Below are 26,153 nucleotides of genomic sequence, written 5' to 3' on the forward strand. Positions count from 1 at the left end.
GCCGGCCCGTCTTCCGCGCTGCCGGCCTTGCGGTCCCCGCCCCCCGGAGTGTGTCGCGGGGCTGGCGGGGCCGGATCACATTAGAACGACTATAAGCCGGTCGCCGCGAAGCGCCAAATGCGGAATGGCGGGCCTTTCCGTCCGTAGGCGGAGCGAGCGACTTTTGAGGGTTTTTGTTGAAAATGCACTGAATAGGTGTAAAAGGGCAATGGTGTCCGGACGTGGCGAATGCGCTTGGAGGGCGGCGCAGGATCGAGCCGGCGACCGTATGGCGCGATGGTCGGGAGGATATCGATGGCGGGAACGACGGGGACCGCGGGCGGCGGTCTGTATGCGGAAGCGGCGGAGACCTTGCCGGTTTTCACCAACGGCCAGATCGCCCACTATCTCCGGCAGGGTTTCTGGGAGGACGTTGGCCGTTCCGCGGCGCGCTTCGACGTGGCGTCCGGCGGTGTTCTGACAGTCGATTATTCCTCGCTCACGCCGGAGGGACAGGCCCTGGCGGCAGCGGCCCTGGACACATGGTCGTCCGTCACGGGCATCGGCTTTGTCGAGGTCGCCGGCGACCCCCAGATCCTGTTCACGGACAACGGGTCGGGTGCCGGCACCGCGGTCTCCACGCTCGGCGGCATTATCCAGAATGCCCGGGTCAATATCGGCTGGACGATTCCCGCAGGGTCCGGGGCGAGCCTCGACAACTACTATTTCCAGGCCTATCTGCACGAGATCGGCCATGCGCTCGGCCTCGGACACGCCGGAAACTACAATGGCGGCGCGACTTACGGCATCGACAACCACTATCTGAACGAATCCTGGCAAAGCTCGCTCATGTCCTATTTCGACCAGAGCGAGAACACCTATATCCAGGCCTCCTATGCCTTTGCCATCACACCGATGGTGGCCGATCTCATCGCCATCCACGATATTTACGGCGAACCGGCTGCGATCCATGCGGGCGATACGGTCTATGGCGAGAATTCCACGGCGGGCGGGGTGCTCGACGGGCTGATCGCGATGACGAATCCGGTCACCTTCACGATCAGCGACAGCGATGGGATCGATACGATCGATTTCCGCTCGCAGACCGCCGACCAGCGCATCGATCTGAGGCCGGAGGCGATCTCCGATGTGCTCGGGCTGACGGGCAACATGATCATCGCCCGCAATACCCATATCGAGAATGCGGTGTCGGGCTCCGGCGACGACATGATCTATGGCACTGCCGGCGACAACGTGCTGAACGGCGGTGCGGGCGACGATGTGATCTATGCCGGTCCCGGCAACGACATCCTGTGGGGCGGCGCCGGTGCGGACTGGATGCATGGCGGGCAGGGCGACGACATTTACTATGTGGAGGATGCGGGCGATCTCGTTCTCGAACCGGCGGATTTCGGGATGGACGAGGTGCGTTCCAGCGTCTCCTTCGACCTCGGTGCGCACGGCCAGCACCTCGAGATCCTGCGGCTCACCGGCGAGGGCGACATCGACGGGACGGGCAATTCGCAGGATAACCGGATCTACGGCACTGCCGGCGACAACGTGCTGAACGGCGGTGCGGGCGACGATGTGATCTATGCCGGTCCCGGCAACGACATCCTGTGGGGCGGCGCCGGTGCGGACTGGATGCATGGCGGGCAGGGCGACGACATCTATTATGTGGAGGATGCGGGCGATCTCGTTCTCGAACCGGCGGATTTCGGGACGGACGAGGTGCGCTCCAACGTCTCCTTCAACCTCGGTGCGCACGGCCAGCACCTCGAGATCCTGCGGCTCACTGGCGAGGGCGACATCGACGGGACGGGCAATGCGCAGGACAACCGGATCTATGGCACTGCCGGCGACAACGTGCTGAACGGCGGTGCGGGCGACGATGTGATCTATGCCGGTCCCGGCAACGACATCCTGTGGGGCGGCGCCGGTGCGGACCGGATGCATGGCGGGCAGGGCGACGACATTTACTATGTGGAGGATGCAGGCGATCTCGTTCTCGAACCGGCGGATTTCGGGACGGACGAGGTGCGCTCCAACGTCTCCTTCAACCTCAATGCGCACAGCCAGTACATCGAGATCCTGACGCTCACCGGGACGGGCGACATCGACGGGACGGGTAATTCGCAGGATAACCGGATCTGCGGCAATGCCGGGCAGAACAGGCTCGATGGCGGTCTCGGAAACGACCTGCTGGAAGGTGGTGCCGGTGCGGATACATTCGTCTTCCGCTCGGGTTGCGGGGCCGACACGATCCTCGATTTCGAGGATGGCACCGACCGGATCGCCGTCCTGTCGGGTGCATCGGCATTCGGCGATCTCGAGATCGCGGCGAGCGGCGAGGATGCACTCGTCACCTTTGCCGATGTCTCCATCGTATTCTCCGGGACGGACCATTCGCGGTTGACGGCCGACGACTTCCTGTTCGCCTGAGCCTCGGCGCCGCGATGACGACCGACAGGGGACCGGACGAGTTGAGGCGCGCCCTCGCGCGGCACCGGCGATCGCTGTTTGCCGTTTGCGTCTTCAGCCTCGCCGTCAATGCGCTGATGCTCACCGGGCCGGTCTTCATGCTCCAGGTCTATGACCGCGTGCTGGCCAGCCGCTCGGAGGCGACGCTCGTTGCGCTCCTCGTCATCGTGGCGTTTCTGTTCGCGATGATGGGGCTGCTGGACTATGCGCGCGGCCGCGTCATGGCCCGGATCGGTGCGGATATCCAGGATACGCTCGACGCGCGCGTCTTCTCCGCCGTCCTGGAGCGCGCCGCCCGCGGCGCGGGACCCGGGGCGGCGTTGTCGGGTCTCAGGGACCTCGAGGCCGTACAGCGGGTTTTCACCGCGCCGGTCTTCTTCGCCGTCTTCGACATGCCCTGGACGCCGGTCTTCCTCATGGCGATCTTCGCCTTTCATGCCTGGCTCGGCGTGCTCGCCCTTCTCGGCGGCGGCATCCTGGTCGTAGTGACCGCGCTCAACCAGATGACGACGTCGGCCCCGGCCATGCGCTCGGCAGGAGCGACCTCGCGGTCCGATGCCGTCGCCGACAATGTCTGTGCGGAGACGGAGACCGTGAAGAGCCTCGGCATGCGCGAGGCGCTGTTCCGGCGCTGGAAGGACGCCCGTGATCGGGCGCTCGCCGAAACCGTCGCCGTCAGCGACCGGACCGGTGTCTGGTCCACCGCCTCGCGCACCTTCCGGCTGTTCCTCCAGTCGGCCATGCTGGCGCTCGGCGCCTATCTCGTCCTGCGCCACGAGTTGACGGCGGGCGCCATGGTGGCCGCCTCCATCCTGCTCGGCCGGGCGCTCGCGCCTGTCGAGCAGGCCATCGGCAACTGGGCTCTCGTCCAGCGCGCCCGGCGGGGGTGGGTGTCGCTCGGTGCGCTGCTGGAGGATATTCCGCGAGAACCGCCGCGAACGGCGCTGCCGAAACCGAAGGCGCGCCTGGAGGTTCGCCAGCTCACCGTCATGCCGCCCGGAGGCACGCAGGCCACGCTGCGCATGGTGTCCTTCGGCGTCGGGCCGGGCGAGGCGCTCGGCGTCATCGGCCAGAGCGGGGCCGGCAAGTCGACACTCGCGCGCGCCATCACGGGCGTATGGCCGCCCACCGCCGGCACGGTCCGGCTCGACGGCGCCGCGCTCGACCGATACGACCCCGACGAGCTCGGATGCCATATCGGCTATCTGCCCCAGAAGGCGGCGCTGTTTGCGGGCACGGTCGCGGAGAATATCGCTCGGATGGCCGGGGAACCCGATGCCGGACGCGTCGTGGAGGCGGCCCGCAAGGCGGGGGCGCATGACATGATCCTCGGCCTGGCGAACGGCTACGATACCGTGCTCTCGGCCACCGGCAGCGGCCTGTCGGGCGGTCAGATCCAGAGGGTCGGCCTTGCCCGCGCGCTCTATGGCGACCCGGTTCTCCTCGTGCTCGACGAGCCGAATGCCAGCCTCGATGCCGATGGCATTGCGGCGCTCAATCTGGCGATCCGCGAAATGAAGGCCGCTGGCGGCGCCATCGTCATCATGACCCACCGGCCGGCGGGCATTGCCGAATGCGATCTCCTGCTCGTCATGGAGGCCGGGATGCGGCGGGCCTTCGGCCCCCGCGACGAGGTGCTGAGGCGAGAGGTGGAGAACCATGCCCGGATCGTGCAGCCGGCCGTCCGGGAGGCGGGTCCGTGACCGGCGGTGATCGGTCCCCCGCAGGCAAGGGGCATTGGCCTGTCCGCACGCCGCTGCTCGTGGGGCTTGCCGCGCTCGCCCTCCTCGTCGGCGGCTTCGGCCTGTGGAGCGTGGCCGCGACCATCGCCGGTGCGATCGTGGCTCCGGGACAGATCGAGGTCGAGCGCAACCGGCAGGTCGTGCAGCATCCCGAAGGCGGCGTCGTCGGCGCGATCCTCGTGGAGGAGGGCGACGCGGTCGAAGCCGGCGAGGTGCTGGTCAGGCTGGATGGCACACTGCTCGAATCGGAGCTCGCCATCGTCGAGGACCAGCTCTTCGAGGCGATGGCGCGGCGCGCCCGGCTCGAGGCGGAGCGCGACGAGGCCGACACGGTGACCTTCGAGGGCGAGCTTCTGGAAGCGGCCCGCCGGCGCGGCGATGTCGGCGACATGGTCGATGCCCAGCGCAGGCTGTTCGACGCGCGCTGCGACACGCTCGCCCGGGAGGTCGAGCAGCTCGGCAGGCGCCAGGGCCAGATCGAAAGCCAGATCGCCGGGATCGACGCAGAGCGTGCCGCCCTCGTCCTCCAGCTCGGCTTCATCCGCGAGGAGCTCGCCAGCGTCCGCAGCCTGTTCGAGAAGGGCCTCGCCCAGGCCTCCCGCGTGCTTGCCCTCCAGCGCGAGGAGGCGCGGCTGGAGGGGAGCGTCGGCCGGCTCGCCGCCTCGAGGGCGGAGGCGCAGGGCCGCATCACCGAGACCGGGATCGAGATCCTGAAGCTCGCCAAGCAACGCCGCGAGGAGGCGATCTCGCGGCTGAGCGAGGTCAGGGCGCGCGAACTGGAATTCGCGGAGAGGCGCCGCAAGATGAGGGAAACCCTGTCGCGGCTCGATATCCGCGCGCCGTCGGCCGGGCTGGTCTACGATCTGGCGGTGCATGCGCCGCGCTCGGTCGTGCGGCCGGCGGAGCCCGTCATGTACATCATTCCCCAGGACCGCCCCCTGATCGTCGCGGCACGGATCGATCCGACCGATATCGACCAGATCTCCGCCGGCCAGGCGGCGAGCCTGCGCTTTCCCGCATTCGACCGACGCACGACGCCCGCGCTTTCGGGCACCGTGACTAAGGTTTCCGCCGACGCCTTCGTCGACGAGACGACGAGGGCCTCCTATTACCGCGTCGAGATTGTGCTGCCGGAGGACGAGATCGCCAGGCTCGAGGGGGTGGGCCTCGTTCCGGGCATGCCGGTGGACGTCTTCATCCGCACCGCCGAGCGCACGCCGATGAGCTATCTCGTGAAGCCGCTGACGGATTATTTCAGCCGTTCCTTCCGGGAACGCTAGAGCGCTTTCGGGAAAAGTGGATACCACTTTTCCGGTTCGAAAGCGCGGCAATACAAGACGCTGGAGGGCATGAGCGACCACGAATCTGCCAAATGCCCTCCCGCTTAAACCGGCACCCTACCATGCCGGTTTCAGAGGTCCGCCCTGAGAAGGCGCCGCGGCGTTCGCGTGAGCCGCCGGCCGCCCTCGGGCGTGACCGCGACCGTCTCGCTGATCCCCAGGCCGCGGGCGGAGGTGTAGACATGGAACACCATGCCGGTCTCCAGCCGCCAGCGGGCATCGGGCTTGAGCGTGTAGGAGAAGTCGCTGGTGCGCGGCGTGCGCCCATAGAGCCCCAGCATGTAGGCGCTCACATTGCTGTAACTCTTGCGCAAGCCCTCGGCCAGCACCGCCTCGCGCAGCACGGCGTCGGCCTCGCACGCCTCGATACCGGAGCGCATGGCCGCGATCTGGCGGTTCTGAAGGGCGATGAGACGGTCAGCCACCGCGCCGAGCCCCTCCCGGTCCGCGCCGACCAGGATCGGTCGCATGAGCCGCGCGCTGTAATTGGCGACCTTCGGGATGAGCTCCACATGCAGGATGTCGCCATCGCCGAGCCTGTCCTCGCCGAGTGCGGCATGAAGGAAGCCGTTGTCGCCACGGGCCCTCACGATGGGGCCGACATCGCCCGTATCCGCGCCGCGGCGTACGAAGATGCCCGCGGCGAGCGCGGAGGCCCCGCGCGGCGTGAAGCCCTCGCGCGCCGCGCTGTGGATCGCGGTCATGGCCTCGTCGGCGATCCCCGCCGCGCGCTCGATAACGGCGATCTCCGGAGGCGATTTCGTCGCCCGCAGCCGGTCGCTGACGCGGGGCAGGTCGACGAAACGGGCCTCCGGCAGCAGCGCGCCGAAGCGGGCGAAGGTGTGGGCGGTGAAGGCGTAGGACTGGAAGTCCGCCCCGATCCGGGCCCCGGTGAAGCCGCGCGCGGCGAGTTCGCCCGCCATCACCTCCTGCGGTTCGGCCGTGTCGGCGAAGCCCACAATGTCGTCGATCCATGTGGCGGCCCGGCAGGGCACGGTATCGAGCTCGCGCAGGACGAACCACGGTTCGCCCTCGCGCGGCAGGAAGGCCGCCCGATACATGGTCTCCGACACCGTGTAACCGGTGAGCCAGGCGAGGCATTCCGCATGATCCACGAGCAGGATGTCGGCATCCGCGCCCGCCATGGCCTCGCGGGCCAGCGCGACCCTGCGCGCGAATTCGGCCTTCTCGAACATGATGCCCCCGCCCGCGCCTCAGGCGCTCTCGTCCACTTCGCAGATATCGAGGATGGCGAGCATATAGATGCGGATCATGTCGAGATAGTCGGCAATGTCCACGCGCTCGTCGGGCATGGTGTTGTAGCGCCCGCCCGGGCCGCACACGATGCCCTCCATTCCGCCGGCCTCGTAGAGATGGCCGGCATCGGTCCCGAAATAGCGCGGTGGCGCGATGGCGCCGGTCGGCTGGGGCTCGCCGCGCACCGTCTCGTAGGCCGCGTTCACCGCCGTCACGATGCGCGCATCCCGGGCCACCTCGAAGGGCGGCATGGTCGGGCGGCCCTCCTGGCGCTCCGGCGTGATGGTCGCCTTGAGGCCGGGGAAGCGGGCCTCGAGCTCGTCGAGCACCGCACGCATGTCGGCGATGGCCTGCTCCTCCGTCTGGCCGGGCGCATAGCGGCCCGAGCCCTTGATACGCACGACGTCGGCCACCTGAGGCGGGCGCCATTCCTCCAGATCCTTGCCGAGCGCGCCGTGCACGACCCCCACATGGACGCGGTTGATCGCGCGGTGCTCCTCGCTCTTGGCACCGGAGAAGGTCATGGCGTTAAGGCGCGGAATGAGGTCGCAGGCCGCCATGATCGCGTCGACCGCCTCCTCCCGCTTGGAGAGATGGCGGGTGTCGCCGGTCAACTCGATATGGAAGGTGAAGGCGGCGGCGTGCATGGTCAGCGCCTGGAGGTCGGTCGGCTCGCTGTTGATGAAATAATCCGCCGTCACGCCGCGCTTCACGGCAGCGAGCGTGCCGACACCGCCCTGCAGCTCGCCGATCACGAAAGTCAGGATCACGTCTCCCCGAAGCTTCACGCCGGCGTCGATCAGCGTCTTGACGGCGCAGTAATAGGCCGCGTCGCCCGCCTTCATGTTGGAGACGCCAATCCCGTAGATGAACCTGTCGTCGACGATGCCGCCCCAGGGATCGACCGTCCAGCCCTCGGTGGCGGGGTTGGTGTCGAGATGGCCGTTGAAGAGCAGGCTCTTGCCGCCGCCGGTTCCCGCCCACCGGCCGATGGCGTTGACGCGGCGGCCCTCCACGGGCTGAAGCTCGGCCTCAAGCCCGATCTCGGTCAGGCGGGCGGCCATGAACTCCGCGAGTGCGCGCTCGCCGTCGCTTTGCGAATAGCTCTTGTGGCGCACCATCTCGGCCAGGAAGTCGAGCGCGGCCTTCTCGTCGAGTCGGGCGAGCAATGCTTTGCGGTCCATGGGGGTACTCCTTGGGGACGGGGAGGGAGGGGGAGAGGGTCGGTCAGCCGACGGGCGTGGGCACGGCCTCGATGAGCGAGCGCGTATAGGAGTGGCGGGGGCCAGCGGCGATCTCGCCGACGGTTGCCAGCTCGACGAGGTCGCCGCGATACATGACCGCGATCCGGTGGGCGATCTGGCGCACCAGGTTGAGGTCGTGCGTGATGAACAGATAGGCGGTCCCGTAGCGCTTCTGGAGGTCCACCAGGAGCGCGATCACCGAGGCCTGGACGGAGACATCGAGGGCGGAAGTGATCTCGTCGCAGATGACGAGCTTCGGGCGCGAGGCGAAGGCGCGCGCGATCGCCACGCGCTGCTTCTCGCCGCCGGAGAGCTGGTGCGGGAAACGCCGGGCATGGTCCGCCGGCAGCCGGACCTGCTCCAGGAGCTCGGCCACCGTGTCGCGCTCGCGCCGCCCTTCCGCGCCGCCATAGAGGCGCAAGGGGCGCGACAGGATCTCGCCGATGCGCTGGCGCGGATTGAGCGAGGAATCGGGATGCTGGAAGATGAGCTGCACGTCGCGCCGATAGGCGGCGTCCATGTCGGCGCGGCCCGCGATGGTGCGGCCGGAGAAGACGATCTCGCCCTCGAACGGGTTGAGGCCGGTGAGTGCCTTGGCGAGCGTCGACTTGCCGGACCCCGACTCGCCGACAATGCCGAGGATCTCGCCGGGCCCGAGCGACAGGCTGATGGCGGAGGCGCCGGTCACCCGGCCCTCGTCGTGTCCGAGAAGCCTGGAGATGGCGGAGGAGCGGCCATAGCGCACCGTCACGTCCTTCACCGTCATGAGCGGCTCGGTCCCGGCATCGGGCGCGCTCGCGACCAGCCGGTGGTCGGGCCGGGGCACGGCGGCGACGAGGCGCTTCGTATAGTCGTCCTGCGGGCTCGTGAGCACGGCGCGCGAGCCGCCGGTCTCCACGATCTGCCCGCGATGGATGACACCGACGCGGTCGGCGACGTTCATGACCAGCGCAAGGTCGTGGGAGATATAGAGCGAGGCGACCTCCGTCTCCTCCTGGAGCTCGCCGAACAGGTCGAGGATCTGATGAGCGGTGATGACGTCGAGCGCGGTGGTCGGCTCGTCGAAGATGATGCATTCCGGCTGGCAGGCGAAGGCCGTGGCGATCACCACGCGCTGTTTCTCGCCGCCCGAGGCCTCGTGGGGATAGCGGCGCATCATGGCACCGGGCGTCTTCAGGCCGACACGCTCCAGCATCGCCTCGCCCTCGCCCCAGGCCTCCCTGCGGTCGAGCCCGCGGTGGCGCATCAACACCTCCGCGACCTGATCGCCGAGGGTCAGCGTTGGGTTGAGCGAGGTGCCCGGGTCCTGGAACACCATGCCGATGCGCCGCCCCCGGATGCGGCGGATCTCGGCGGCGCTCTTGCGCATCAGGTCCTCGCCCTTGAGTGATATGGCGCCGGCCTCGTGCGCGGTGTCGGGCAGGTAGCGCATGATCGCCCAGGCGAGAGAGGTCTTGCCGGAGCCCGATTCGCCGACCAGGCCCATGACTTCGCCGCGCCCGACATCGAGGGTCACGCCGTTGAGCGCGCGGAACGGACCGTTCGGCGTCCGGTAGTCGAGACTGTAGTCGTCTATGGCGAGAATGGGCTGCATGGCGGATGTCACGTGCGCGGGTTGAGGGTGTCGCGCAGACCGTCGCCGAGCAGGTTGAACCCGATGGCGACGATGGCGATGGCAAGGCTCGGCCAGACGATCATCCACGGGCTCAAATGCATGAAACGGCGGGCCTCGGAGACCATGAGCCCCCATTCCGGCGCCGGCGGCTGGGCACCGAGGCCGAGGAAGCTCAGCGTCGCGAACAGCATGACGGCGAAGGCCACGCGGATGGTCATCTCCACGATGACGGGGGCGATCACATTGGGCAGCATCTCGCGCAGGATCACATAGGCGCTCGATTCGCCACGCGCGATGGCGGCGTTCACATAGTCCTGCTGGCGCACGGCGAGCGCGACAGAGCGCGTCACCCGCGCCATGCCGGGCGCGAAGGCGAGGCCGACGGCGAGCAGCGCGTTGAGCCCGCTCTTGCCGAGCAGATTGACGATCAGGAGCGCGAGCAGGAGGCTCGGGATCGACATGATGGCATCGACCGTGCGCATGATCGCCTCGTCGGAGCGTCCGCCGAGAAAGGCCGACGTTGTGCCGATGACCGACCCGACGGCGGTGCCGAGCGCGGTGGCGAAGAAGGCCATCACCACGGTGGACCGTGCGCCATAGAGAATGCGGCTGAGAATGTCGCGGCCATATTGGTCGGTGCCGAGCCAGAACGCCGCGTCCGGACCCTGATAGCGGGCCAGCGGGGAGAAGGCCTCCGGGTCGTGCGGTGCGAGGGTCGGGCCGAACAGGACTAGCACCACGGCGCAGGCCACCAGAAGGAGGCCCATGGCGCCCTGTGGCGAGCGGACGAGGCGGGCCAGGAGGTCAGTCATACTGGATCCTCCTGTCGAGCCAGGCATAGGCCATGTCGGCGGCGAAATTGGCGACGGAATAGGTCGCCGCCATGATCAGCGCCCCGGCCTGGATCGCCGGCAGGTCGCGTGCCTCGATGGCGACGATGAGCTGGCGGCCGATGCCGGGCAGCGCGAAGATCTCCTCCACCACGATGATGCCGCCGAGCAGATAGCCGATATCGAGCGCAACGATGGTGATGGTCGGCAGAAGCGCGTTCCTGAGCCCGTGCTTGAACAGGACCGTGCGCTCCGACAGCCCCTTTAGCCGGGCGGCGCGGATGTAGTCGGTATGGAGCACGTCCACGAGCTCGGAGCGCACCATGCGCGAGACATGGGCGATCAGGATCACCGACACGGTGACCACCGGCAGGGCGAGATGGGCAAGCCCGGCCCCGGGATCCTCCGTGAGCGGCACGTAGCCCGTGGCGGGCAGGATCTGGAGCCAGTCGGCGAAGACGAGGACGACCACGGTCGCCGTCACGAATTCCGGCAGCGACACGCCGACATAGGAGACGACGCTGACCAGGAGGTCGGCGAAGCGCCCGCGGCGGATGGCGGCGACGATGCCGAGCGGGATGGCGAGCGCGAGCATCAGCGCGATCGACAGGCCGGCGAGCAGGAGAGAACGGCCGAGCGCCTCGACCATCATCGGCCCGACTGCCTGGCCGGTGCGCAGCGATGTGCCGAAATCGCCGCGAAGGACACCGCCGAGCCAGTGCAGATACTGCATCCAGATCGGGTCGTTGAGGCCGAGACGCTCGCGCACGGCGGCGAGCGCCTCCGGCGTCGCGTTCTGGCCCAGCATCATCACCGCCGCGTCGGCGGGGAGGATCTGGGTGATCGCGAACACGATCACCGAGACCACGGCCAGCGTATAGACGATCAGGCCGCAGCGCTTGACGAGATAGGTTGGCGACACCGGAAGGCCTCACATGCTCTGCGTGGCGCGATCAGCCGCGCGTCGGCGCGCCGTCGCCGAGCGACACATAGTCGAGCCGGAAGACGGCACCGCGCGGATGGAGCACATAGCCGTCCACATAGTCGCGCTTGGCGCCCAGCAGGTCGAAAAAGGCCGGGATGATGGAGGGCACCTTGTCGGCCATCAGGCGCTGGGCCTCGGCATAGAGCTCCCGGCGCGCGCCCTCGTCGAGGGTCCGGCGGGCCTCCATGACCGCCTTGTCGAAGGTCTCGTTGTTCCAGTGCGTCTCGTTCCACGGCGCGTCGGAGGTGTAGAGCAGGGAGAAGATTGCGTCCGCGGTCGGCTGCATGTTGTAGAAGCCGACATAGAACGCGCCCTTCTTCCACACCTGATCGAGATAGGTGCTGTGCGGCATGGTCTGCACTTCGATGCTGAAGCCTGCGGGCTTGGCCATCTCGCGCAGGGCCACGGCGAGCTGGGTGCGCACGGACGGCTTGTCGGAGGCGATCAGCGTAGCCTCGATCCCATCCGGATAGCCTGCATCGGCGAGCAGCGACTTGGCCTTGTCGATGTCGGGCATCTTGGCGGGCTGGTCGAGATAGAAGCGATAGGCCGGGCTGATCGGCGTGTCGTTGCCCGGCGTGCCGAAGCCTTCGGTGACGAAGTTCACCATGGCCTCGCGGTCGACCGTCAGGGCCAGCGCCTGGCGCACGCGCTCGTCGTCGAAGGGCTTCTGGTTGCAAGCCATGTTGACGTTGCAGAACTGCCCGGAGGGCACCCTGAGGCCCTGAATGCCGGAGGCGCGCTCGAGCCTGGAGAACTCGGTCGGCTGGACGCTCGTCATGAGGTCGGTGTCGCCGGCGATGAGCGCGGAGCCTTCCGCCGTCTGGTCGGGATAGACGAGCACCTCGACCCGGTCGAGATAAGGCCTCTCCTGGTCGTAATAGGCATCGTTGCGGGTGACGGCGACGATGCGCTCCGGCTCGAAGGTCTCCAGCTTGAACGGGCCGGTCCCGACCGCTTCGCCGGCCAGCCGGTCGAGGCCGCTCTCGATGATCGCGGCCGGCACGATCTTGGCGTTGGTGTAGGCCAGGGTGACGGGCAGGTCCGCATAGGGCGCCTTGAGGGCGAAGACGACGGTGCGCTCGTCTTTGGCGGTGACCGTGTCGATGGGGCCGACATTCTTCAGCCCCGGCGAGGCGGTGTCGGGATCGAGGATCGCCTCGAATGTCGCGACGACGTCCTTCGCCGTGCACGGCGAGCCGTCGTGGAAGACGAGCCCGTCGCGGAGCGTGAAGGTCCATTCGGTGAGTTCGTCGTTGCTGCTCCAGCTCTCCGCGAGGTCGGGCTCGGCCGCCATCTCCGGATCGAGCCTCGTGAGGCCCGAATAGAGCAACTCCGCGACCAGATATTCCGGGTTCACCCGCACGATCAGCGGGTTGAGCTTGGCGATGGCCTGGTCGACGCTGACGCGCAGCGTGCCGCCGCGCCGGGGGGCTGCGGCAAGCGCCCGGCCATAGGGCACGGCGAGGCCGGCAAGGGCAGCGGTGCCCGCAAGCACGGTGCGGCGGTTGACGGTGAACGGTCGGGTCATGACGTGAACTCCCCTTTGGACTTAGGCCCCGGTTCTTGTGGTGAAGTCTTCGCTCAGATAGAGCAGGATGGCACGTGCCAGCGCGACGACGTCGTCCATGGTGGTGAACTCGTCGGGCGCATGGGTGTTGTTGTCGGGCCGCGACAGGCCGGCGAGCAGGATCTCGCGGATGCCCGCCTGCTGCACGAAGCCCATGTCGGAGCTCGTCGAAGAGCCCCAGGGGCGGAATTCCGCCGGATCCCAGCCGAAGCCCGCCGCAAGGGCGGCCTGCCAGCGCGGCCAGTGCGGGCCCGTGGGGTCGGAAACCGGGGCCAGATGGCCGATCATGCGGATATCGACGCTCAACGCCACCGACGGCGCCATCGCCTCGCGGACCGTGGTCTCGAGCTCTGCCAGAACCTCCTCGAAGGCTTCTTCCGGCGCATAGCGGCGATTGACGAGGATCTCGAACTCGGCCGGCAGCGAGGACCCTTTCTGGCCGCCATGCATGGCCGCGACGGTGAGGCGCCCGTGGAGGGGGCGGCCTGCGCGGTGGGGCGGCGGGGGCATGGCGGAGACGCGCCCCTCGACCTTCGTCTTGAGCGCCATCAGCGCGTTCAGGAGGGGGATCGCCTCCTCCGCGGCGTTGATGCCGCCGACGGGGTCGCCCGAATGGGCGCCACGGCCATGGACGGTGATCTTCAGGTCGATGCTTCCGAAGCAGCCTGCCCAGATGCGCGGCGCCGCACCACCGTTGAAGCTCACCAGATGCCCCTCGATCAGCCCCTGTTCGGCGAGATGGCGGATGCCCGGATAAAGCCCGCCCTCCTCGTCGGTACACAGGAGCAATGTGGGGTCGAAGCGCAGAGCGAGGCCCGTTGCCCCGGCGGCGCGCAGGGCCGCGAGCGTCGCGGCGATGGTGCCCTTCATGTCGGCCGCGCCCCGGCCATGAAGGCGGTTGCCCTCGCGGGTCAGGGCGAGCGGCGGTTTTGTCCATCCCGCCCCTGGCGGTACGGTGTCGACATGGTAGTAGAGGCTGGAAACGGGGCGACCCGTCTTGCGCTCCGCGATCAGATTGACCCGTTCGCCCTCCGCGCCGGAGCCGTCCACATGCCAGAGAAGGCGCGGAACGGTGACACGGCGGAAGCGGAAGCCGAGCGGGGCGAGCAGCGATTCCATGAGATCGGCGAAGGCGGGATAGCCGTCGCCCGGAGGGAAGGAGGTATCGGCCGCGATGAGGCGCGCGAGATCGTCGGCGATGGCCGTATCGTCCTCGGCGATACGGTCCCAGGCTTGCGACAGCGGTGCGGTTGTCTCGTGGAGCCTCATAAGGCCCTTTCCTTCAGGCACGGTGTTTTCTATAAACTATATAGAAATAAAAAGGGAAGCGAATGACGCTTGTCAACGACAAAAAACGGGCAGCCGGCGAGGGCGGCGACGCGCCTGACGGCACCATCAAACGGCTGAGCTCGGAAGGGGTGGCGCCGCTCTACGAGGTGGTAAAGCGGCACATTTCGGAGGCCATCCTGCTCGGCACCTGGCCGCCCGGAACGGTCCTGCCCGGCGAGGTGGCACTTGCCCAGAAATTCGGCGTGGCGGTCGGAACGGTCCGCCGCGCGCTGGCCGATCTCACCGCGGAAGGCCTGTTGTCGCGCCGGCGCAAGACCGGCACGGTCGTCACCGGGCGCAGCCCGCATCACAGCCTGCGCTTCTTCTTCCAGTATTTCCGCCTGCACGGGCGCGACGGCGCGCTGCAGCGCTCGACGACGTCCGATCTTTCCGTCGAGGTCGGCAGGGCGACGACGGAGGAGCGCGCGGGACTCGAGCTGGAGGAGGGCGCGGAGGTTCTCCGGCTGCGCCGCGTGCGCAATGTGGACGGCCGGCCGATCATGCACGACCGGTTCGTCCTGCCGGCCGACCGCCTTCCCGGCTTCCCGCACGATGGCGCGGAGGTGCCCGACCTGCTCTATCTCCACCTGCTGGAGCGCTATGGTATCCGTATCTCCGCCGTGCGCGAGCGGCTGTCGGCGGAGCTTGCGAGCGACGAGGATGCGGAGAGGCTCGGCCTCGACCGTCCCGCAGCCGTGATGGTGATCGAGGAGATCGCCTACGACCAGGCCGGCGCCCCGGTCATCGTGGCCGCGCACCGCGCGACCACGCAAGACCATTGCTATATCAACGAGATCAGATAGGGCTGACCGGGCGCTGGACAAGCTGCCCTAGCGCATCGGGCCGACGCGTCAGCCGCGCCCGATGAACGGCATCTTGGTCGCCATGACGGTGACGAACTGCACATTCGCGTCGAGCGGCAGGCTCGCCATATAGGCCACCGTCGAGCCCACATGGGCGACGTCCATGCGCGGCTCGGGCTGCTTGGTGCCGTCGGGCTGGAGGACGCCGTCCGTCATCCGCTCCGTCATCTCGGTCGCCGCGTTGCCGATGTCGACCTGGCCGCAGGCTATGTCGTAGGCGCGCCCGTCGAGGGAGGTGGAGCGGGTGAGCCCCGTAATGGCGTGCTTGGTGGCCGTGTAGGGGGCCGACAGCGGGCGCGGCACATGGGCGGAGATCGAGCCGTTATTGATGATCCGGCCGCCGCGGGGGGTCTGGTCGCGCATGATCCGGAAGGCTTCCTGCGTGCACAGGAAGGCGCCGGTCAGGTTGACGTTCACCACATTCGTCCATTGTTCGAAGGTGATGTCCTCCAGCGGAATCGCCGGCGCGCCCATGCCGGCATTGTTGAAGAGGAGGTCGAGCCGCCCGAACCGCTCCTTCACCGCGTCGAACAGCGCCGCGATGGAGGAGGGATCGGAGACGTCCGTGGGCAGGGGCAGCGTGCGCGTGCCGTCCGGGTCGCCCAGCCGGGCGGTCTCCTCGAGCGGTTCGATACGCCGGCCGGCCAGCGCCACGTGCCAGCCATCGGCGATGAGCGCCAGCGCCGCCGCGCGCCCCACCCCCGTGCCGGCGCCGGTGACCACGGCGTATCTTTCGTTGTCTGCCATCAACTGTCTCCTTCTTCCTGTGAGCCTGTCTCGAGATTGCGGTGCGCCGGAGCCGACCGCCCCCGCCAGGCCCGCATGGCGACGGGCCACAGCCAGATGGCGAGCGTGGCGGCTCCGAGAGCGGCGGCGATCGGGCGGTCGAAGAACGCGAGCAGATCGCCGTCGGACTTGATCATCGAGGTGATGAAATGTTTCTCCAGCATCGGCCCGATGACAATACCGAGAATGCACGGGGCGACCGGAATGTCGTTCTCCTCCATGAGGAAGCCCAGAACGCCGAACACAGCCATGACGATGATGCCGTAGCTCGAATTCGACGAGGCGAAGGCGCCGACGATGCAGAAGGCGAGGATGATCGGCATCAGGATCGTCCGCGGCACGGTAAGGATGCGTCGGGCGAGCTTGATCGCCGCCCAGCCGAGCGGGATGAGCAGGAGGTTCGCCGCGATGAAGATCAGGAACACCGCATAGACGTTCTGCGGCTGGAACAGGAACAGAGTCGGGCCCGGGTTCATGCCCTTCACATAGAGCACGCCGATGACGATGGCGGTGATGGTGTCGCCGGGAATGCCGAAGACGAGCGCGGGGATCCAGGCGCTCGACAGTGCGGAATTGTTGGCCGATGTGCTCTCCACGATCCCTTCCAGATGGCCGGTGCCGAACTTCTCCGGGGTGCGCGAGAACTTCCGCGCCGTGGCATAGGCGACCCAGGCGCCGATATCCGCGCCCGAGCCCGGCAGGGCGCCGATGCCGGTGCCGATGAGATTGCCGCGGATCTGCTGGCGCCAATAGGTCCTGACGAGCCGTCCCCAGCCGCGAAAGGGGTTGCCCATGGAAGTCTGGTCGATCGTCCAGCGCGGCGCGCCCTGGGCCATGGCGCGCAGCACCTCGGAGACGGCGAACAGGCCGATCATGGCGGGGATGAAGTCGATCCCGGCCAGAAGGTCCGTCGACCCGAAGGTGAAGCGGGGAACGGCGGCCGGATTGCCGAGCCCGATGCTCGCCACGAACAGGCCGATGAACAGGCTGACGAGCCCCTTCACCGGATGGCGCGCGCCGATGAAGACGGCGCAGGTGAGGCCGAGCAGCGCCATCCAGAAATATTCGAAGGAGGAGAATTTGAGCGCGATCTCGGCAAGGGTCGGCGCGGCGAGGATGAGCACCGCGGTGCCGAACAGCCCGCCAAGCGCGGAAAAGAGCAGGTTGGCGCCGAGCGCAAGCTCCGCCTGGCCCTTGCGGGTCATGGCGTAGGCCTCGTCCGTATAGGCCGCCGAGGCTGGCGTTCCGGGAATGCGCAGGAGCGCGCCGGGTATGTCGCCGGCAAAGATCGCCATGGCCGCGCAGGTCACCATCATGCCGACGGCGGGAACGGGGGCCATGAAGAAGGTGATCGGCACCAGAAGCGCCGTCGCCATGGTCGCCGTCAGCCCCGGGATCGCCCCGACCGCCAGCCCGAACAGGGCGGCGGACACGATGGCGACCATCACGTCCCACTGGAAGACGAGGCCGAGCGCCGTTTCGATGGGGGTCATGGTGTCGCCCGTCCTCCTACCATGGCAGCCGCGGCATCAGGCCGAGCGGAAGGGGGACGAGGAGAAGGTCGGCGAAGACCTTCTCGATGGCGAGCGTTGCGACGAGGGCGAGCGGCAGCGCCACCCACCATCGCACCCGCGTGAGGGCGAACAGGATCATCAGCAGCGCGACCATGGTCGGCACGAAGCCGATCTCCGGGGCGAGCACGATATAGGCGGCCATGCCGAGAACGGTGCCGGAGACGGCGAGCATCGCGCGCGGCTCGCGCGCCCAGTCGGCGCGCACGAGAAGCGGTTCGCCGTGGCCCGCCCCCTGGACGATCAGCGTGACCCCGCACCCGGCAAAGCCCAGGGCGACGAGCGTGGGGAACAGGGCCGCCCCGTAGCTCTGGCCCGGAATGTCGGGAAAGGTCTGCGAATAGCCGGCGAGGGCGATCGCGAAGATCACGAGGCCCCCGCCGAGCGTGGCGTCGGAAACGCGCATGGCACAAAGCCCGTGCGTGTGTTCGTTATTTCGCGAGGCCGACAGCCTTCATGACGGAGCCGAGCGATTCGTTGCTCTGCGCCATGAAGCTCTCGAACTCCTGGCCCGACGCCCAGCGCACGCCATAGCCGCGGCCGGCCATGAACTCCTTGTATTCCTTGGAGTTGTAGACTTTCTCCAGCGCCGCGATCAGCGTCTTGGACACGTCGTCCGGCAGGCCCTTCGGCCCGACCACGCCGCGCCATGCGCCGAGCATCCAGTCGGATCCCGTCGCCTCCTTCAGCGTCGGCACGTCGGGGAACAGCGCGGCGCGCTTGTCGGACATGATGGCGAGCGACTTCACCCGGCCGGCATCGATCAGCGAGCGCGCTTCCGGCAGCGAGCAGGGCACGATGTCGACGCCGCCGGCCACGAGGTCCTGCAGGCCCTCCGCCGCGCCGTTGCTCGGCACCCAGGGCGCGGCCTGAGGATCGATATCCATGCTGTTGAGCATACCGGCGAGCGCGAGGTGCCAGATGCCGCCCTGGCCCGTGCCGGAGGCCTTGTGCTCGCCCGGATTGTCCTTGATCGACGCGACGAGCGCCTTGGCGTCGGCGAAGTCGGAATCGGCGCTCACCTGAAGGCCCGCCGGGTCCTCGTTCATGAGCGCCAGCGGCGTGTAGGCCTCGTAGGTCAGCTCCGTCAGACCCTGCCAGTGCATCATGCCGATCTCGACGGTGGCGAGCCCCAGCGTATAGCCGTCGGGCTCGGCATCGGCGATGGCCTGATGGCCGACGACGCCGGAGCCGCCGGTCCGGTTCACCACATTGACGGGCTGTCCGAGCTCGCCTTCCAGAACCGAGGCGACGATGCGCGCGGTGGCGTCCGTGCCGCCGCCCGCGCCCCAGGGCACGATGATGGTGAGCGGGCGCTCCGGATACTCCGCGCGGGCGAGCCCGGCAACCGGCAGCGACATGGCAAAGGCGGCCACGCCCGCGGCGAGCGTGAGGACGGTCCTCCTGAACATGGCGTTTCTCCCTCTATGGTCTTGTGCGGGTCGGGCCGTTCGCGGTCCGCCTCGCTTGTGTATTTGTATGTCTGTGCGGGCCGGCATGCCGCCCGCCTCGCAACCGCCGTCCTCGATGAGAAGGCCCCCGATGCGACCGGCACACAACCCGCCACCGGAACCGTAGTCGATTGCCTCGCCGCCGGCAAAAGCGCAGTTGGGGCAAGGGTGCGGTGCGGAAACTATTCCGCTCCTTGGAAAAGTCCCTTCTCCGGCAGGCCGGCCTCTGCTTGCGGATCGCGGACAATTCGGCCATGAACAGGCGGGGCCGGATGCGGGCGTCTTCGAGGGGCGCTTGCCGACGGTTCGAACGATATCCATTCGAGGGAGAACGCGTCATGAAGCTGTTGCGTTACGGTGCCCCGGGCGCCGAGCGGCCCGGCCTGCTCGATGCCGAGGGCCGGATCCGGGACCTGTCCGACCATGTGGCCGATATCGGGCCCGATACGCTCGCGCCGGACGCGCTGAAGTCGCTTGCCGCACTCGACCCCGCGAGCCTGCCGGCCGTGGAGGGCGATCCGCGCATCGGCGTGCCGGTCTCGCGGATCGGCAAGCTGGTGGCCATTGGCCTCAATTTCTCCGACCATGCCGCGGAATCGAACCTGCCGATCCCGGAAGAGCCGATCATCTTCATGAAGGCGACGAGCTCGATCACGGGACCCAATGACGAGGTGGTCATCCCGCGCGGCTCCAAAAAGACCGACTGGGAAGTGGAGCTCGGCGTCGTGATCGGCAAGCGGGCGAGCTATGTTACGGTCGACGACGCGCTCGACCATGTCGCCGGCTTCTGCGTCGTCAACGACGTGTCGGAGCGCGAGTACCAGATCGAGCGCGGCGGCACCTGGGACAAGGGCAAGGGCTGCGACACCTTCGGCCCCATCGGCCCCTGGCTCGTCACCCGCGACGAGATCGCCGACGTGCAGGCCCTCGGCATGTGGCTCGACGTGAACGGCGAGCGCCGCCAGACGGGCACGACCGCCAAGATGATCTTCGATGTGAAGACGCTGGTCAGCTATATCAGCGAGTTCATGACGCTCGAGCCCGGCGATGTCATCACCACGGGCACCCCGCCCGGCGTCGGCATGGGGCTGAAGCCCGAGGCCGTGTTCCTCAAGGCGGGCGACGTGATGGAGCTTGGCATCGAGGGCCTCGGCCAGCAGCGCCAGCAATGCGTCGCCTGGACGGCGCGCGGCTGATCGTCTGACAGCCTCCCCTGCCTGAGATAAGCGGCGGGCATTTTACGCCCGCCGCCTTCAGCGGCTAGAGTGGCCTTGGGAAACCGGGCCGCAGAAGCCTGGCCTGCCTGGAGGACGATGAGGGGAGGTGCCGGTGGGGCCGCTCTACCGGATCATCGTGCTGACGACGGTCAGCATCGCGATCGGCGCGCTGGCATCCATCGCCGCCATCGGCTTCGTCGATGCGGTCTCCTGGCTGAACGACCGTCTGCTTGTCGCGCCGCGCGCGCGGATCCTCCTGGAGGACCGGCCGGTCCTGGTCGCCGCGGCCACCGTTCTCGTGCCGGCGCTCGGCGGACTTGCCGTCGGCCTCCTTCTCCAGCGCATATCGACGGTGAAGAGACCGCTTGGACCGGCCGACGCCATCCTCGCCGTGCAGACCCGCACGGCGCTCCCCTCCCTGCGCGACGGGACGGTCTCCACGCTCGCCGCGGTCCTGTCCCTCGGCTGCGGCGCGTCGGTCGGGCAATACGGCCCGATGGTCTATCTCGGCGCGATCTTCGGCGGGCTCGGCGCGAGGTTCGATCTCAGGATCGGCCATCTGCAGGGCGTCTGCGTCGGCTGCGGGGTCGCCGCGGCCATCGCCACCGCCTTCAACGCGCCCATTGCGGGGCTGGTCTTCGCCCATGAGGTGATCCTGCGCCACTATTCGCTGCGGGCCTTCGCACCCACGACGGTGGCGGCGGCCGTCGGCTATGTCGTCGCCAATGTCGTCTTCGAACGCGAGCCGCTGTTCATCGTCTCCTTCGGCGGTGTCGCCCATCCTTACGAATTCGCGCTTTTCGCGCTCGAAGGGGTGCTGTGTGCCTTCGTGGCGATGGGGTTCATGCATCTCCTGCTCCGGTTCGGCCGGCTCGCCGGAGCGCTCGCCGTGCCCGCGGCTGTCCGGCCGATGATCGCGGGGCTTGCCGTCGGCCTGGTGGCGCTGGAGCTTCCGGAGGTGATGGGCATCGGCGCGGAGGCGCTGCGTTTCGCGACCATCGAGGGGGCTTACGGGCCGGGCGAGCTGGCGCTTCTCGTCGTCGCCAAGATCGCGCTCACCGCCCTGTGCATCGGCTTCGGCTTCTCCGGCGGGGTGTTCAGCCCGGCGCTCCTGATCGGCATCCTGTTCGGCGCTCTGTTCGGCATGGCGGTCGCCGCCGGGCTTCCTCTGGAGACGTCCGGCACGGTCGTCTACGCGATTTGCGGGATGATGGCGCTGACCAGCCCGGTGATCGGCGCGCCGCTGACGACGATCGTCATCGTGTTCGAGCTGACCCACAGCTATCCGCTCACCATCGCCGCGATGGTCGCCGTGGTCTTCGCCAATCTGGTCGCGTTCCGCGCCTTCGGCCGGTCCTTCTTCGACCGGCAGCTTATGGCGCGCGGTTGCGACCTGTCCCTCGGGCGCGATGGCGGCATCCTCTCCCATACCCGGCTGGCGCCGTACATGGTCACGGATTTTCCCTCCTGCGGCGCGGACCTTCCCCTGGGCACGCTGGCGGACCGCATGGCCGGGGCAGACTGGGGAACTGTCTTCGTGACGGATAGCGAGGGGCGCTATGTCGGGACGGTGACGGCACGCGATATCCTCCACGCCGACCGGTCGGCGCCGGCCGCGTCCGTCGCCGCGAAATGCCCCGTCCAGTTCGACGAGACGACCACCATCCGTTCGGCCATGGACAGCCTGAAGGATTTCGTCGGCGAGGCCGCCCCGGTCGTCTCCTCGGGCGACGGCCGGCTGATCGGCGTGGTGCCGGAAAGCGTCGTGATCGGTGCCTATCTCGATATCTCCAACGAGCTGAGGCGCGAGGAAAATGAGTCGGCTTGAGGGAGTGTTTCTCGCCCTGTGCGCCGTTCTGGCCGCCTTCGGCTCTGCGGCGGCGCAGGACGATGTGCTGACGGTCGTCTCCTGGGGCGGGGCCTATGAGGAGAGCCAGCGCATCGCCTATTTCGATCCCTTCACGCGGGCGACGGGGGTGCCGGTTGCGGTTGAGCGCTACAATGGCGGGCTCGACGGGCTGCGCGCGGAGCTCGCCGATGGCAGCACCGGCTGGGACGTGATCGACATGGTCGATGCCGATGCGCGCGCGGCCTGCCGGGAGGGACTTCTGGCGCCGCTCGACCCCTCGATCTTCGTCGCCGCGCCCGACGGGACGCCGGCGCGCGAGGACTTCATCGACGGCGCGTTCCTGCCTTGCGCGGTGGTGCAGCTCGTCTTCTCCACGGTCATCGCCTATGACGAGCGCGCCTTTCCCGGCGAGAAGCCGGGCACGGTCGCGGATCTCTTCGATCTGGAGCGGTTTCCCGGCAAGCGCGCGCTCCGGAAGGAGCCGGTCGCGCTTCTCGAATGGGCGCTCATGGCCTATGGCGTGCCGCGCGCCCAGATCTACGACCTTCTGAGCACGCGACGCGGCATGGATCTCGCCTTCCGAAAGCTCGACGAGATCCGCGACCATATCGTCTGGTGGGAGGAGGGCGAGGAGCCCGCGGAGCTCCTGAAGAGCGGCAAGGTTGCGATGGCGAGCGGCTATAATGGCCGGTTCTTCGAGGCACGGGCTGTCGAGGGGGCGCCCGTCTCCATCGTCTGGGACGGCCAGCTTCTCGACTACGACGTTTGGGCGATCCCGCGCGGCGCCGATCAGCCGGACCTGGCGGAGGACTTCATTCGTTTCGCCACGCTGCCCGATCGCATGGCCGAGCAGGCCCGCCATATCCCCTACGGGCCGGCGCGGCGCTCGGCCATGACGCGTATCGGCCTGCATCCCGTCACCATGGCACCCATGCGTGAACAGCTTCCCACCGCCTCGCACCGGCTCGACACCGCGATCTGGCAGGACAGCGAGTGGTATGCGCGCACCGAGGCGCTCCGCCACCGCCTGTTCCGGGAATGGCTCGAGGAGGGGACGGGGTCCGGCGCGGCCGACTGAGCCGGCCCCCGTCCCGGAACCTCACCCTTTCGGCTGCGTCGCCTGCATGGAGGGGCGTTCGCAGAAGCTGTCGTACCATGCGGAAACGCGCGGGTGGCCGGAGCGCCAGTCATGGTCGGCAAAGCGCAGTCCCAGATAACCGATGGCCGACGCCACGGCGATGGTGCCGATATCGAGGCGGGTTTCCAGATGCCCGGCCCATGTCTTCTCCATCTCGTCGAAGGCGGAGTCGATCTTGGCCATCTGGCCGTCGACCCAGTCGGACCAGACGAACTCCTTCGGGCGCATCATCGTCTCGTAGCGGACCAGCAGGGCGGCATCGAGCAGGCCGTCGGCCAGCGCCTGCAGTGTCAGCGCCGCCCAGCGCGCCTCTCCCTCGGCGGGAAACATGCGCTGGCCGTCATGCTGGGCGTCGACATATTCCGCGATCACCCGGCTGTCATAGAGCGCGGTGTCGCCGTCCACCAGCATGGTCGGTACCTTGCCGAGCGGATTGTGGCGCACGATGGCCGTGTCGCGCTTCACCGGATTCGCGGCGGCGTCGAGGAACTCGATTCGGTCGGCGAGGCCCGTTTCGTGAGCGACGACCAGCACCTTGCGGACATAGGGCGATGCGGCGGAGTAGAAGAGCTTCATGGCGGAGACTTTCTGTTGTCGGATTGGCCGTAGACGAGAATGGCGGGGCCACAGAGTACGGCCCGCCGGCGCGGTGCGCCATGGCCTTCGCCTCCACGGGATGGAAAACACGGGGGTGGAAACGCCTCCATCCGTGCGGCACCGAACCCGGCGTCGAGACGAAAGGGGCTGGACATCGCGCGGGCGATCCCGGAAGACGGGCAGGACCGGACGGTGAGGCTATGACGGAAACGGGCGAGACAGGGAACCGGCGGGCAGGCGAGGGCTTTGGCCCGCTCGACGCGGTGATCGCGGCCAAGCGCGCGGAGAACGACATGCGCGTCTGGTCGCTCGTCGTCACCATATTCGGCGACGCCATCGTGCCGCGCGGCGGCGAGGTCTGGCTCGGCACGCTTCTGGAGCTCGTCGGGCGCCTCGGCGTGGAGGCCAATGCCCTGCGCACAGCCATGTCGCGGCTGACGGCGGAAGGCTGGCTCGCGCGCACGCGCATCGGCCGGAACAGCTATTACCGGCTTGCCCCGGCGGGCGCGGCGGAGTTCGCCCGTGCGACCCACCGCATCTATGCCGCCGGCCCGCCGGGCTGGTCGGGGGCGTGGCTCATGCTGGTCGCCCCGCGCGATGCGCAGGCCGGGTCCGACCTTGCGGCGTTCCTCGCGCGCAATGCCTTCGCCGCACCGGCGCCCGGTCTTCACTTTCGGCCCGACACCGCGCCGGAGGAAGGCGACAGGGCGCTCGCCGACCGCGTCCGCGACCATGTTGCGGGCACGGGCTTCACGCTTTTCGAGGGGCATGCGCTCGGCGGTGCGGACCCGGCGGCGCTGGCGGCCCGCGCCTGGGCGCTTGAGGAGCTCGCGGGCGACTATCGCGCGCTGGATACGCTGTTCGCCGGAGTGAAGGCCGCAATCGACGCCGGCGAGCGGCCGGGCGCACTGGATGCCATGGCGGCACGCACGCTCCTCATCCACTATTTCCGCCGCATCGTGCTCAAGGACCCGCTCCTGCCGGAGGCCCTGCTGCCGGAGGGGTGGCCCGGCACCGATGCGCGCCGCCTGGTCGCCGGTCTCTACCGCGCGCTGCTCCAGCCGAGCGAGCGCTGGCTCGACGGCGCGGCCAGCCGGAACGGCGGAACGCTCAAGGTGCCGGGCCCAGCCTTCTTCCGGCGCTTTGGCGGCCTTTCGCGGGCCGACTGAACCGGACAGGACGCAATCCGCACTATCGATGACTGGAAAGGCCTTCTGTGTCAGCGCGTTATGATATGTTACGTAATTTCGTTGAAATAGAATAATTGGTAACATATATTGCGGGAAAACCGATGATCGGGAGGAGACTGCACCCATGTACTCACAGGGGTTGATCAATGCCGACGGCTCGACCCACGAGGACGAGGCGTTTCTCGAGGCGTTCCAGGAGCGGATCGACCGCGAGGAGAAGATCGAGCCGAACGATCCGATGCCGGAAGGCTATCGCCGCACGCTGGTCCGGCAGATTTCCCAGCACGCCCATTCCGAGATCATCGGCATGCAGCCGGAGGGCAACTGGATCACCCGCGCACCGTCGCTAAAGCGCAAGGCCGCGCTGCTCGCCAAGGTGCAGGACGAGGGCGGCCACGGGCTCTATCTCTATGCCGCCGCGGAGACGCTGGGCGTGACGCGCGAGGAGCTCGTCGAGCAGCTTCTCCAGGGCAAGGCGAAATATTCCTCCATCTTCACCTATCCGACGCTGTCATGGGCCGATATCGGCGCCATTGGCTGGCTGGTCGACGGCGCGGCGATCATGAACCAGGTGCCGCTGTGCCGCTGCTCCTTCGGGCCCTATGCGCGCGCCATGATCCGGGTGTGCAAGGAGGAGAGCTTCCACCAGCGCCAGGGCTACGAGATCATGCTCACCCTGTGCAACGGCACGCCCGAACAGAAGGCCATGGCGCAGGATGCGCTCGACCGCTGGTGGTGGCCGTCGCTCATGATGTTCGGCCCGCACGATTCCGAAAGCCAGCACGGCGACCAGAACATGGCCTGGAAGATCAAGCGCTTCACCAACGATGCGCTGCGCCAGAAATTCGTCGATGCCACGGTGCCGCAGGCGGAGTTCCTGGGGCTCAAGGTCCCCGACCCCGATCTCGCATGGAACGAGGAGAAGGGCGGCTACGATATCGGCCCCATCGACTGGGACGAGTTCCGCTCCGTCTTGAAGTCCGGCGGCTTCTGCGGCCGCGACCGCATCCGCAACCGCCGCCGCGCGGAAGAGGACGGCGCCTGGGTGCGCGAGGCGGCGGCCGCCTTTGCCGAAAAGCAGGCGACGCGCCAGGCCGACGCCGCGGCCGCGTAACGGAT

General features: G+C 68.1%; 21 protein-coding genes. 9 read left to right on the plus strand and 12 right to left on the minus strand.

From position 1 onward, the window contains the following. Positions 1-294 precede the first annotated feature (294 nt). From HW532_RS22390 to HW532_RS16640, 3 genes are read left to right on the plus strand one after another with little or no spacing between them, the layout of a single operon-like run. Positions 295-2,421, plus strand: a complete 2,127-nt coding sequence (locus HW532_RS22390) for a M10 family metallopeptidase C-terminal domain-containing protein (protein ID WP_281397136.1) — start codon at positions 295-297, stop codon at positions 2,419-2,421. A gap of 14 nt (positions 2,422-2,435) precedes the next feature. Next, positions 2,436-4,163 carry a type I secretion system permease/ATPase gene (locus HW532_RS16635; RefSeq protein ID WP_213161535.1) on the plus strand — a complete coding sequence of 576 codons (1,728 nt, stop codon included), beginning with the start codon at positions 2,436-2,438 and terminating at the stop codon, positions 4,161-4,163. Next, positions 4,160-5,482 (plus strand): HlyD family type I secretion periplasmic adaptor subunit, encoded by a 1,323-nt coding sequence (locus HW532_RS16640; protein WP_213161536.1) that lies wholly within the window; start codon positions 4,160-4,162, stop codon positions 5,480-5,482. Before HW532_RS16635 ends, HW532_RS16640 begins: the two co-directional genes overlap by 4 nt. 131 nt (positions 5,483-5,613) lie before the next feature. Here HW532_RS16640 and HW532_RS16645 read toward each other — a convergent pair whose 3' ends face one another. From HW532_RS16645 to HW532_RS16675, 7 genes are read right to left on the minus strand one after another with little or no spacing between them, the layout of a single operon-like run. After that, positions 5,614-6,738 carry a M24 family metallopeptidase gene (locus tag HW532_RS16645; RefSeq protein ID WP_213161537.1) on the minus strand — a complete coding sequence of 375 codons (1,125 nt, stop codon included), beginning with the start codon at positions 6,736-6,738 and terminating at the stop codon, positions 5,614-5,616. A gap of 18 nt (positions 6,739-6,756) precedes the next feature. Next, positions 6,757-7,983, minus strand: coding sequence for a M20 family metallopeptidase (locus HW532_RS16650; RefSeq protein WP_213161538.1), 1,227 nt, complete (start codon positions 7,981-7,983; stop codon positions 6,757-6,759). 43 nt (positions 7,984-8,026) lie between these two features. Further along, positions 8,027-9,637 (minus strand): dipeptide ABC transporter ATP-binding protein, encoded by a 1,611-nt coding sequence (locus HW532_RS16655; protein WP_213161539.1) that lies wholly within the window; start codon positions 9,635-9,637, stop codon positions 8,027-8,029. 8 nt (positions 9,638-9,645) lie between these two features. Continuing rightward, positions 9,646-10,470 carry an ABC transporter permease gene (locus HW532_RS16660; protein WP_213161540.1) on the minus strand — a complete coding sequence of 275 codons (825 nt, stop codon included), beginning with the start codon at positions 10,468-10,470 and terminating at the stop codon, positions 9,646-9,648. Beyond that, positions 10,463-11,410, minus strand: a complete 948-nt coding sequence (locus tag HW532_RS16665) for an ABC transporter permease (RefSeq protein ID WP_213161541.1) — start codon at positions 11,408-11,410, stop codon at positions 10,463-10,465. Before HW532_RS16665 ends, HW532_RS16660 begins: the two co-directional genes overlap by 8 nt. Before the next feature lie 31 nt (positions 11,411-11,441). Continuing rightward, positions 11,442-13,004, minus strand: a complete 1,563-nt coding sequence (locus tag HW532_RS16670) for an ABC transporter substrate-binding protein (protein WP_213161542.1) — start codon at positions 13,002-13,004, stop codon at positions 11,442-11,444. 21 nt (positions 13,005-13,025) lie between these two features. Then, entirely contained in the window at positions 13,026-14,312 is a 1,287-nt protein-coding gene (locus HW532_RS16675) for a M20 family metallopeptidase (RefSeq protein ID WP_213161543.1), read from the minus strand. Between the two features lie 62 nt (positions 14,313-14,374). Between HW532_RS16675 and HW532_RS16680 the strand changes: the two genes are divergently transcribed. Further along, positions 14,375-15,175, plus strand: a complete 801-nt coding sequence (locus tag HW532_RS16680; protein WP_213161544.1) for a GntR family transcriptional regulator — start codon at positions 14,375-14,377, stop codon at positions 15,173-15,175. A 48-nt stretch (positions 15,176-15,223) separates the two neighbouring features. On the opposite strand, the gene HW532_RS16685 is transcribed toward HW532_RS16680, so the two are convergent. From HW532_RS16685 to HW532_RS16700, 4 genes are read right to left on the minus strand one after another with little or no spacing between them, the layout of a single operon-like run. Then, positions 15,224-15,982 carry an SDR family oxidoreductase gene (locus HW532_RS16685; protein WP_213161545.1) on the minus strand — a complete coding sequence of 253 codons (759 nt, stop codon included), beginning with the start codon at positions 15,980-15,982 and terminating at the stop codon, positions 15,224-15,226. Further along, positions 15,982-17,514, minus strand: coding sequence for a tripartite tricarboxylate transporter permease (locus HW532_RS16690; RefSeq protein ID WP_213161546.1), 1,533 nt, complete (start codon positions 17,512-17,514; stop codon positions 15,982-15,984). The genes HW532_RS16685 and HW532_RS16690 overlap by 1 nt, the downstream gene beginning before the upstream one ends. A gap of 16 nt (positions 17,515-17,530) precedes the next feature. Continuing rightward, the gene (locus HW532_RS16695; RefSeq protein ID WP_213161547.1) at positions 17,531-17,998 is read right to left on the minus strand and encodes a tripartite tricarboxylate transporter TctB family protein; all 468 of its coding nucleotides are present in this window, start codon (positions 17,996-17,998) and stop codon (positions 17,531-17,533) included. A 25-nt stretch (positions 17,999-18,023) separates the two neighbouring features. Next, positions 18,024-19,004: a Bug family tripartite tricarboxylate transporter substrate binding protein gene (locus tag HW532_RS16700; RefSeq protein WP_213161548.1), complete on the minus strand. Its 981-nt coding sequence runs from the start codon at positions 19,002-19,004 to the stop codon at positions 18,024-18,026. Between the two features lie 377 nt (positions 19,005-19,381). Between HW532_RS16700 and HW532_RS16705 the strand changes: the two genes are divergently transcribed. From HW532_RS16705 to HW532_RS16715, 3 genes are all read left to right on the plus strand, one after another. After that, a complete protein-coding gene (locus HW532_RS16705) occupies positions 19,382-20,239 on the plus strand; it encodes a fumarylacetoacetate hydrolase family protein (protein WP_213161549.1) in 858 nt (285 codons plus the stop codon). Between the two features lie 127 nt (positions 20,240-20,366). Beyond that, positions 20,367-22,088 (plus strand): chloride channel protein, encoded by a 1,722-nt coding sequence (locus HW532_RS16710; protein WP_213161550.1) that lies wholly within the window; start codon positions 20,367-20,369, stop codon positions 22,086-22,088. Continuing rightward, on the plus strand, positions 22,075-23,187 hold the full coding sequence (locus HW532_RS16715) for an ABC transporter substrate-binding protein (protein ID WP_213161551.1): 1,113 nt from the start codon (positions 22,075-22,077) through the stop codon (positions 23,185-23,187). Before HW532_RS16710 ends, HW532_RS16715 begins: the two co-directional genes overlap by 14 nt. A gap of 21 nt (positions 23,188-23,208) precedes the next feature. Here the strand turns inward: HW532_RS16715 and HW532_RS16720 are convergent, their stop codons facing one another. Further along, positions 23,209-23,823, minus strand: coding sequence for a glutathione S-transferase (locus tag HW532_RS16720; protein ID WP_213161552.1), 615 nt, complete (start codon positions 23,821-23,823; stop codon positions 23,209-23,211). Between the two features lie 221 nt (positions 23,824-24,044). Between HW532_RS16720 and HW532_RS16725 the strand changes: the two genes are divergently transcribed. Both HW532_RS16725 and paaA read left to right on the plus strand, forming a co-directional pair. After that, a complete protein-coding gene (locus HW532_RS16725) occupies positions 24,045-25,013 on the plus strand; it encodes a PaaX family transcriptional regulator C-terminal domain-containing protein (RefSeq protein WP_213161553.1) in 969 nt (322 codons plus the stop codon). A 145-nt stretch (positions 25,014-25,158) separates the two neighbouring features. Next, entirely contained in the window at positions 25,159-26,148 is a 990-nt protein-coding gene (paaA, locus tag HW532_RS16730; protein WP_213161554.1) for a 1,2-phenylacetyl-CoA epoxidase subunit PaaA, read from the plus strand. Positions 26,149-26,153 lie beyond the last annotated feature (5 nt).

The organism is Kaustia mangrovi (genome assembly GCF_015482775.1).
In the GTDB taxonomy this organism is placed as follows: Bacteria; Pseudomonadota; Alphaproteobacteria; order Rhizobiales; family Im1; genus Kaustia; species Kaustia mangrovi.